This is a genomic window from Micromonospora arida (assembly GCF_042873195.1).
GTDB classification, from domain to species: Bacteria; Actinomycetota; Actinomycetes; order Mycobacteriales; family Micromonosporaceae; genus Micromonospora; species Micromonospora arida.
This window is the reverse complement of the sequence record NZ_JBIALC010000007.1, coordinates 326,774-336,175: the sequence shown is the minus strand read 5'-3', so window position 1 is coordinate 336,175 and position 9,402 is coordinate 326,774. Positions and strand designations below refer to the sequence as shown.

At 71.9% G+C, this 9,402-nt stretch carries 9 protein-coding genes; 2 read left to right on the top strand and 7 right to left on the bottom strand.

Annotated elements, in window-relative coordinates; all coding sequences use genetic code 11:
- Window positions 1-94: 94 nt before the first annotated feature.
- Genes dmpG through ACFYP0_RS22395 form a run of 7 tightly spaced genes read right to left on the bottom strand, consistent with a single transcriptional unit; the run spans window position 95 to window position 8,126 of the window.
- Entirely contained in the window at window positions 95-1,219 is a 1,125-nt protein-coding gene (dmpG, locus tag ACFYP0_RS22425; RefSeq protein WP_355501070.1) for a 4-hydroxy-2-oxovalerate aldolase, read from the bottom strand.
- Window positions 1,216-2,151 (bottom strand): acetaldehyde dehydrogenase (acetylating), encoded by a 936-nt coding sequence (locus tag ACFYP0_RS22420; protein ID WP_112584141.1) that lies wholly within the window; start codon window positions 2,149-2,151, stop codon window positions 1,216-1,218. Before ACFYP0_RS22420 ends, dmpG begins: the two co-directional genes overlap by 4 nt.
- Window positions 2,148-2,945 carry a 2-keto-4-pentenoate hydratase gene (locus tag ACFYP0_RS22415; RefSeq protein WP_124856670.1) on the bottom strand — a complete coding sequence of 266 codons (798 nt, stop codon included), beginning with the start codon at window positions 2,943-2,945 and terminating at the stop codon, window positions 2,148-2,150. The genes ACFYP0_RS22420 and ACFYP0_RS22415 overlap by 4 nt, the downstream gene beginning before the upstream one ends.
- Window positions 2,946-2,965: 20 nt before the next feature.
- On the bottom strand, window positions 2,966-4,447 hold the full coding sequence (locus tag ACFYP0_RS22410; protein WP_355501151.1) for a 2-hydroxymuconic semialdehyde dehydrogenase: 1,482 nt from the start codon (window positions 4,445-4,447) through the stop codon (window positions 2,966-2,968).
- A gap of 23 nt (window positions 4,448-4,470) precedes the next feature.
- The gene (locus tag ACFYP0_RS22405; RefSeq protein ID WP_355501061.1) at window positions 4,471-5,808 is read right to left on the bottom strand and encodes an FAD-dependent oxidoreductase; all 1,338 of its coding nucleotides are present in this window, start codon (window positions 5,806-5,808) and stop codon (window positions 4,471-4,473) included.
- A gap of 58 nt (window positions 5,809-5,866) precedes the next feature.
- Window positions 5,867-7,204 (bottom strand): kynureninase, encoded by a 1,338-nt coding sequence (gene kynU, locus ACFYP0_RS22400; protein WP_355501058.1) that lies wholly within the window; start codon window positions 7,202-7,204, stop codon window positions 5,867-5,869.
- A 19-nt stretch (window positions 7,205-7,223) separates the two neighbouring features.
- Window positions 7,224-8,126: a tryptophan 2,3-dioxygenase gene (locus tag ACFYP0_RS22395; protein WP_355501148.1), complete on the bottom strand. Its 903-nt coding sequence runs from the start codon at window positions 8,124-8,126 to the stop codon at window positions 7,224-7,226.
- A gap of 148 nt (window positions 8,127-8,274) precedes the next feature.
- On the opposite strand from ACFYP0_RS22395, the gene ACFYP0_RS22390 reads away from it, so the two are divergent.
- Window positions 8,275-8,739, top strand: coding sequence for an Lrp/AsnC family transcriptional regulator (locus tag ACFYP0_RS22390; RefSeq protein WP_091405454.1), 465 nt, complete (start codon window positions 8,275-8,277; stop codon window positions 8,737-8,739).
- Window positions 8,740-8,836: 97 nt separating this feature from the next.
- On the top strand, window positions 8,837-9,361 hold the full coding sequence (locus tag ACFYP0_RS22385; protein ID WP_355501055.1) for a hypothetical protein: 525 nt from the start codon (window positions 8,837-8,839) through the stop codon (window positions 9,359-9,361).
- Window positions 9,362-9,402 lie beyond the last annotated feature (41 nt).

The window sequence follows — 9,402 nt, the reverse complement described above, 5'->3', positions numbered from 1 at the left end:
CGGGGCTCGCAAACCCGGCTCACTCCTCGCGCTCACGCTGAGCCACCTTCCGTTCGCGACTGCGGGGCTCGCAAACCCGGCTCACTCCTCGCGCTCACGCTGAGCCACCTTCCGTTCGCGACTGCGGGGCTCGCAAACCCGGCTCACTCCTCGCGCTCACAGCCTGCTCCTTGTCGGCCAGGTCGAGTGCCACGTCCACGATCATGTCCTCCTGGCCCCCCACCATCCGGCGGCGGCCCAGCTCGACCAGGATCGACCGGACGTCCACGCCGTACTTCGTGGAGGCCCGCTCGGCGTGCCGCAGGAAGCTGGAGTAGACCCCGGCGTACCCCAGGGAGAGCGTCTCCCGGTCCACCTGGACCGGCCGGTCCTGCAGCGGACGGACGATGTCGTCGGCGGCGTCCATCAGCGCGAACACGTCGCAGCCGTGCTTCCAGCCGTGCAGCTCGGCCACTGCGACGAAGACCTCCAGCGGGGCGTTGCCGGCGCCGGCGCCCATGCCCGCGAGGGAGGCGTCGACGCGGACGGTCCGGCCGTGCACCGCGTCGGGGCCGACCGGCGCGGACCCGGTGACCCGGCCGTGCTCGACGGCGAGCACGCTGTTGGCGACCCCGAGCGACAGGTTGTGGTGGGCGTGGATGCCGATCTGCGTCTCCGGGGCGAGGACCTGCCGGTACGCGTCGACCCGCTGGGCCACGTCGGACATCAGCAGCCGGCCGCCGGAGTCGGTGACGTAGACGCAGTGCGCCCCGTACGACTCCATCAGCTTGGCCTGCCCGGCCAACCCAGCCGGATCGAACATGTGCGACATCATCAGGAACCCGGCGACGTCCATGCCGTTCTCCCGGGCCCACGAGATGTGCTGGGCGCTGATGTCCGCCTCGGTGCAGTGCGTGGCGATGCGCACGCTGGTCACCCCGAGCGCCTTCGCCGCCTTCAGGTCGGCGATGGTGCCGATCCCGGGCAGCAGCAGCGTGGTCAGCTTCGCCGTGGTCAGCACCTCGGCGGCCGCCGAGATCCACTCGGCATCGCTGGCGGCGCCGTGGCCGTAGTTGACGCTGGAGCCGGCGAGACCGTCACCGTGCGCCACCTCGATGGCGGCCACCCCGGCGGCGTCCAACGCGGCGGCGATGGTGCGTACGTGGTCGACGGTGTACTGGTGGGCGATGGCGTGCATGCCGTCGCGCAGCGTCACGTCCTGGATGTACAGCTCGGTCATGGCGCGGCCACCTCCGAAGAACGCAGGGCGACCAGCCGCTCCGCGGTGCGCAGCGCGGCGGAGGTCATGATGTCCAGGTTCCCGGCGTACGCGGGCAGGTAGTGCCCGGCGCCGGAGACCTCCAGGAAGACCGACACCTGAAGAGCGGTGAGCCGCCGCCCGAGCGTCGGCAGGTACGCCTCGACCCGGTCGAACTGCACGTCCTGCTTGAGCCGGTAGCCGGGGACGTACTCCTGCACGGCCGCCACCATCTCGGCCACGGAGGCGGCGATGGCGTCGGTGTCGGCGTCGGCGTCCGGGCAGAGGCAGTAGACGGTGTCGCGCATCAGCAGCGGCGGGTCCGCCGGGTTCAGCACGATGATCGCCTTGCCCCGCTCGGCCCCGCCCACCACCTCGATGGCGCGGGCCGTGGTCTCGGTGAACTCGTCGATGTTGGCCCGGGTGCCGGGCCCGGCGGACTTCGACGCGATCGACGCGACGATCTCCCCGTACGCCACCGGGGTGACGCGGCGTACCGCGGCGACGATCGGCACTGTCGCCTGCCCGCCGCAGGTCACCATGTTGACGTTGGGCTGGTGCAGATGCTCGTCGAGGTTGACCGGCGGCACCACGTACGGGCCGAGCGCGGCCGGGGTCAGGTCGACCACCGTGCGGCCGTGGGCGCGCAACACCTCGTCGTGGCGTCGGTGCGCACCGGCCGAGGTGGCGTCGAACACCAGCTCGACGTCGGCGAACTCGGGCATCGCCACGAGCCCGTCCACGCCGTCGGCGGTGGTGGCGACGCCGAGCCGGCGAGCGCGCGCCAGGCCGTCGGAGGCCGGGTCGATGCCGGCCATCGCCACCATGCGCAGGCTCTCACTGAGCCGCAATACCTTGATCATCAGGTCGGTGCCGATGTTTCCCGATCCCAGCACCGCCACGTTAGTGGTCACTGGCCGCCCCTGTCGCTGAAGGATGTGCGCACCGAGCCCAGCCCGGAGATTCGGGCCTCGTACGCGGCCCCCGGGGTGACCGGCACCATCGGACCGAGCGCCCCGGAGAGCACCACGTCCCCGGCGCGCAGCGGGTCGCCGGCGCGGGCCAGGGTGCCGGCCAACCACTGCAGGGCGTGCAGCGGGTTGCCCAGGCAGGCGGCGCCCGCGCCCACCGAGACCGGTTCGCCGGCGTGCTCCAGCACCATTCCGCACAGTCGCAGGTCCACGTCGGCGAGCCGGCGCGGCGTGGTGCCGAGCACGAAGAGCCCACTGGAGGCGTTGTCGGCGACGGTGTCCACGATGGAGATGTCCCAGGCGGCGATCCGGGAGTCGACGATCTCGATCGCCGGCAGCACGTGGTCGACCGCGCGGATCAGGTCGACCGTGGTGAGCTGCGGGTTCGGGAGATCCTTGTCGAGCACGAAGGCGATCTCCGCCTCCACGCGGGGCTGGAGCAGCCGGTCGATGGGCACCTCGACCCCGTCGCCGACCGCCATGGCGTCGGTCAGCATGCCGAAGTCCGGCTGGAACACCCCGAAGGCCTCCTGCACGGCCCGGGAGGTCAACCCGATCTTCGCGCCTACCCGGCGTTCGCCACGGCCCTGCCAGGCCCGCGCCTGGAGCTGCTGCACCCGGTACGCGGCCTCGACGTCGCCCTCCGGCAGCAGCCGGCCCCGGAGCGGAGCGCACGGCTTGCCGGAGCTGCGCGCGTCGGCCAACTCCCGATTGGCGGCCTCGATGTCAGCTTCCATGCCCGCTCCCTCGCTACGGCTCACGACAGGTCCACGCAGACGTTCGTGAGTTCGGAGTAGAAGTTCAGCGAGTGCACGCCGCCCTCGCGACCGATCCCGGACGCCTTCACCCCGCCGAACGGGGTACGCAGGTCACGCAGGAACCACGTGTTCACCCAGACGATGCCGGCGTCGAGCCGGGCGCCGGCCCGGTGCGCGACACCCACGTCCCGGGTCCACACGGTCGCCGCCAGACCGTACTCGGTGCCGTTGGCGAGGGCGTACGCCTCGTCCTCGGTGTCGAACGGCGCGACGTGCACCACCGGGCCGAAGATCTCCTCCCGGTTGGTGCGGGCGTCCGGGCCGAGCCCGGTGAGCACCGTCGGCTGCACGTACGACCCGCCGTCGCGGGTGTCGCCGAAGGTGGGCGTGCCGCCACCGGTGAGCACCTCGGCGCCCTCCGAGCGGGCCAGCTCGTACGCGCCGAGCACCTTCGCCCGGTGCTGGTGGGAGATCAGCGGCATGGTGGCGGTGGCCTCGTCGGTCGGCCAGCCGTACGTCAACTCGCCGGCCCGCTTCGCCAGCCGTGCGGTGAACTCCTCGAAGACCGGGCGCTGCACGTAGATGCGCTCCGTGCAGAGGCACACCTGCCCGCCGTTGGTGAAGCTGGACCGGACCGAGCCGGCCACCGCGGCGTCCAGGTCGGCGTCGGCGAAGACCAGGCCGGCGTTCTTGCCGCCGAGTTCGAAGCTCACCGCCTTCACCCCGTCGGCGGCGGCCCGCATGATCGCGCCGCCGGTGGCCGACTCGCCGGTGAAGGTGATCGCGTCGACGCCCGGGTGACGGGTGAGGAACTCGCCCGCCGAGTCCGGCCCGAAGCCGTGCACCAGATTGAACACCCCAGCCGGTACGCCAGCGGCGGCCATCACCTCGGCGAGCACCGTCGCCGAGGCGGGCGTCTCCTCGCTGGGCTTGACCACGACGGCGTTGCCGCAGGCCAGCGCCGGAGCCACCTTCCAGGTGAGCAGCAGCAGCGGCAGGTTCCACGGCACGATGACCGCGACCACGCCGACCGGCTTGCGCAGCGCGTAGTTGAGTGCCCGGCCGCCGGTCGGGGTGACCGTCGTGAACGACTCGGTGGGGGCGGTCGCCACGATCTCCGCGAACGCCCGGAAGTTCGCCGCGCCGCGCGGGATGTCCAGGGTGCGGGCCTGGGCGATGGACTTGCCGGTGTCGGCGACCTCGGCGGTGACCAGGTCGTCGAAGCGGCGCTCCAGCTCGTCGGCGACGCGGCGCAGCACCTCGGCGCGCTCGCGCTCCCCCATCCGGCCCCACGGCCCCCGCAGTGCCGCCCGGGCGGCGGCCACCGCGTCGTCCACCGTGGACTGCGACGCCTCGTCGACCTCGAAGACCTGCTCCCCGGTGACCGGGCTGGCCTTGGCGAACGTACTTCCGCCGTCGACGAACTCGCCGGCGACGAAGTTGCGCAACCGCTGCGGGCCACTCGGCGCGTGGCCGGCCATCAGCCGCGGATCCCAGTTGCCGGTCATGCCCGCCTCCCTCGGCTCAGTGCCGCACCGATCGCGCCGACCAGCAGCAGCGCGGCCCCGCCGACGACCGCCCCGAGCACCCGGTGCTGTCGGCGCACCCGGCGGCGAACCTCCGCGTACGGGGTGGTGGAGAACGACACCAGCTCGTACTGGGAAACGTACCGGCCGGGCAGGGCCCGTTCCAGTGCGTGCTCCACCCGCCGCCGGGTCTGGAAGACCGGGGAGGCGACCTTGTCCCGCATCTCCACGAAGTTGGTCAGCGCCATCGTCGCGATGGCCTCGGCGTTCTCCTGTCGGCGCCGCTGGAACAGCGGCAGCGCCGCCAACCAGTCGTCGGCGCACTCGTCCAGGCAGCGGTCCAGCTCCACCACGTCCTCGAAGGCGCAGTTGGCGCCCTGGCCGTAGAACGGCACGATGGCGTGCGCCGCGTCGCCGAGCAGGCCGACCTTCCCGTTGACCTGCCACGGGGTGCAGCGCACGGTGCCGAGCACGCCCACCGGGTTGTGCTGGTAGTCGTCGACCAGGTTCGGGGCCAGCGGAACCACGTCCGGGTAGTGCTCGGTGAAGTGCCGTTCGATCTCCGCCGGGCTGGTCAGCGAGGCGAAGCTGCCGGCACCGTCGTTGGGCCAGAACAGCGTGCAGGTGAAGGAGCGGTCCGGGTTCGGCAGCGCGATCATCATCGAGGTGCCGCGCGGCCAGATGTGCAGCGCGTCCGGGTCCAGGGCGAAGTCCCCGCCCAGCGGCGGAATCGTCAGCTCCTTGTAGCCGTAGTCGAGGAAGTCCACGCTCTCGTCCAGCAGCCCGTACGCCAGCAGTTGCCCGCGCACCGCGGAGCCGGCGCCGTCGGCACCGAGCACGACCGACGCCTTCGCCGCGACCGGACCCTGCGGGGTCTCGAAGCTCAGGGTGCCGTCGGCCGGGTCGAGCCCGACCAGCCGGTGGTCGAAGACGACCCGCACGCCCGGCAGCGCGGCGGCCTCGTCCAGCAGGGCGTTGTTCAGCGCACCCCGGCTGATCGAGTTGATCGCCCGGTCGCCGGCCGCGCTGTACGACTGGAACTGCTGCTCGCCCTCGACCGGGTGGATCATCCGGCCGCGCATCGGCAGCGCGTCGGTCATCACCTGCTCGGCCAGCCCGATGCGGCGCAACGCGTCCAGGCCGCGCTCGGAGAGCGCCAGGTTGATCGAGCGACCGCGTTCGGCGGTGCCGGCGCGCGGGTCGGAGCGGCGCTCGTAGAGGGCCACCGGGTAGCCACGCCGGGCCAGGAAGCAGGCCGCGAGACAGCCGGCCAGCCCGGCACCGATGATCGCGATCTCGTCGCGCCGCGCGGTCATGCTGAGCCGCCTTTCGTTCGCGACTGCGGGGCCCGCAACCCCGGCTCACTCCTCGCGCTCACAGGGTCGCCCCCACCGTCGCGGCGAGCGCCGTAGCGGCACGCCAGCAGTCGAGGTACGTGGAGTACAGCGGCACCGGGGCGAACCGCACGACATCGGGTTCGCGGGCGTCGGCGATGACCCCGTGTTCGTACCGTAGGCGTTTGGTCAGCTCGTTGGCGCTTCCGGAACCGATGCGCACGGAGAGCTGGCAGCCCCGGCGGGCCGGGTCGCGCGGGGTGACCACCCGCAGCGGCCGGCCGACGGTCACCTCGTCGAGCAGTGCCTCCAGCCAGCCGGTGAGGCGCTGGCTGCGCGCGCGCAGCGCGGTCATCCCCACCGCGTCGAACAACTCCAGCGAGGTACGCACCGGACCCATCGCGAAGATCGGCGGGTTGGAGATCTGCCAGGCCTCCACAGTGGCCGGTGGCCGGGAGACCGGCGTCATCTCGAACCGGGTGGCCGCCGTGGTGCTCCACCACCCCTCGAACCGGGGCAGGTTCTCGTCGCCGAGGTGCCGCTCGTGCACGAAGACGCCCGCCAGCGCACCCGGGCCGGAGTTCAGGTACTTGTAGGAGCACCACGCGGCGAAGTCGACGTCCCAGTCGTGCAGGGCCAGCGGCACGTTGCCGACCGCGTGGGCCAGGTCCCAACCGACCACCGCACCTGCGGCCCGGCCGGCAGCCGTGATCGCCGGGATGTCCAGCAGCTCACCGGTGAGGTAGTTGACCCCGCCGAGCAGCAGCAGCGCCACCCGGTCGCCCTCGGCGGCCAGGTAGTCGGTCACGTCCTCGGTGCGCAGGGCGTCCTCACCCGCGCGCGGACGCAACCGGACCACCGTGTCGTCCGGGTCCAGGCCGTGGAACCGGGCCTGGCTGCGCACGGCGTAGCTGTCCGAGGGGAACGCCGCGTCCTCGATGACGATGCGGGTGCGCGCGCCTTCCGGTCGGTAGAAACTCACCATCAGCAGGTGCAGGTTGACCGTGAGCGAGTTCATCACCACGGCCTCCGCGGGCCGGGCGCCGACCAGTCGCGCCGCCGGCCCGGTCAACAGCTCGTGGTACGGCAGCCAGGGGCGCTCCGCCTCCAGGTGCCCCTCCACGCCGAGCCGCCCCCACGCGTCCAGGTCGGCCAGGAGTTCGTCGCGGGTGGCCCGAGGTTGCAGGCCGAGCGAGTTGCCGGCCAGGTACGCCGACTCGGGGTGGTCGCCGCCGTCGGCCGGCGGCACGTGGAACAGGTGCCGGTGGCCGGCGTCGGCCTCGTCACGGCGATGCGCTTCCGCTTCGCCAGCGGCGAGGCGGTGCGACTTGGCCTCGCCGGCGGCGAGGCCCAGCGGCTCGGCTTGAGGGGTCGTCATTGCTCTTCTCGCTCTCCGGTCACATCGCGGTGCGGGCTGACCACAACTCCGGGAAGACCACCCGGGCCATGCTGCGCTGCAACCATGCCAGGCCGGCGGAGCCTCCGCTGCCGACCTTGGCGCCCATCGTCCGCTGCACCGCCTTGACGTGGTTCCAGCGCCAGTCGCCGAATTCCTCGGCGACCGCGCTCAGCGCCTCGCCGAGCAGCCGCAGGTGATTGTCCGGGCTGGCGTCGTCGTAGATCCCTACCCAGGCCGCCTCGACCAACGGGTGCGGGTCGTGTTCGACGGCCACGTCCCGGTCGAGCAGTTCGGCGGGGAGGTCGAAGCCGCGCCGGGCGAGCAGCGCGAGCACATCGTCCCAGAGGCTCGGGGTGGCCAACGCGGCGCTCAACTCGGCGTGCACCTCGGCCTGCCTGCGGAACGGGCGGATCAGCGTCGGGTCGCGCAACCCGAGCAGGAACTCCAACTGTCGGTACATCGCCGACTGGAAGCCGGAGGCCTCACCGAGCAGATTGCGGAACCGGTTGAAGTCGGCCGGGCTCATCCAGCGCAGGCCCTGCCAGGCGGCGTTGAGCCCCTCCAGGTGCAGCTTGGCTCGGCCCAGCGGGGCCAACGCCTCCCAGATCTGGTCGGCGCGGATCAGCCGCTGGGTCTCCCGCAGTTCGTGGCAGGTCAGCCCGAAGTACAGCTCCATGATCTGGCTGACCATCAGGAAGGACATCTCGCCCGGGTCGCTGCTGAGCGGGTGCTGCATCTTGTGCAGGGCGCTGGCCTGCACGTACGCGTCGTACGGCACCATGTCGGCGAACTCCAGGGTCGGCTCGCCGCCGGTGCGCTCCGCCTGCGCGACGCGCTGCCCGGGGGTCACCGGTTGCACCGTGGCACGGCGGTTCGGCGCCCGCCGCTCCGTCTGATCCACCATCTCGTCTCCCTCCCCCGGACTGGCCGACGTCATGATCTCGCGGTCGGATCGGCCTGCGGAATGCCGAATCAACGGCTCTGGGCCCCTTCACCTGGCAAACCAAAGGCAACTAGGCGAAGTCGGTTCACGAAAGTAAGGTCTGAGCGTGGATGACATGGACTGGGCGCTGCTGCGCGAGCTGCAGGCCGACGCGCGGCTCTCCTTCAGCGAGTTGTCCCGGCGGGTGCACCTGTCGCCACCGTCGGTCGCGGAGCGGGTCCGCCGGCTGGAGGAGGCCGGGATCATCACCGGCTACCACGCCCACGTCGACCTGAGCCGCGCCGGCCGTACCGTGGTCGCGCTGATCCGGATGTCCTGCTACGGCGCGCGGTGCATCCTGCACGACCCGGCGGTGGCCGACTGGCCGGAGATCCTGGAGATCCACCGGATCACCGGGGACGCGTGCAGCGTGCTGAAGGTGGCGGCCGGCTCGATCGGCGCGTTCGAGGGGGTCATCGACCGTCTCGCCCCGTACGGCCAACCGTCGAGCACGATGGTCCTGTCCTCCCCGCTGAACTGGCACCCCGTCACCCCCCTGCCCGCCACCGGCCCCATCCCCCGACCCCGCTGACCCTGCCCGTCCTGCGGGTTTGCCCCCGCGCCAGCGGGAAAGCAGCCCGCGTGCCCAGGGGAGGGTTCCGGCGGTCGTCGCCGGTTGGGGGGAAATCATGCACGCAATCCGCACGATCAACCGCGCGCTCTCGTCCGTACTGACACTGGTGGGGCTGGTCGGGGCGTTCGTCCTGTTGTCGATCGCGCCGGCGCGAGCCGGCGAGAACGTCTTCGTCGAGGTGACACCGAACAGCGCCCAGGCCGGCAGCCGGGTCAACATCAAGGCGAGCTGCGACAACGACAACAACAACCGACAGTCCAACGTGCACTCCGACGCGTTCGGGAACGTGATGCTCAAACCGGACAAAGGCTTCCTGACCGGGCAGGCCACCATTCCGAGCGACAAGGCGGCCGGTGACTACCCGGTCGACCTGCGCTGCGAGAACGGCCAGACGTCGTCGACCACGTTGACCGTGTTGAACATGGCCTCACCCAGCAAGGGCCCGGCGACCGGTGGCGGTGGGATGGCCGGTGGGCGCGGCACCGGCTCGCTGCTGGTGCTCGGTGGCGTGGCGCTGGTGGCCACCGCGATCGTGCTCGGGATGGCCGGCGGCCGACGTCGATCGGGAGCCGGCTCCTGAGCCGGATCACCCATGACCCGCAGATCCGCGCGTGCGCGGCG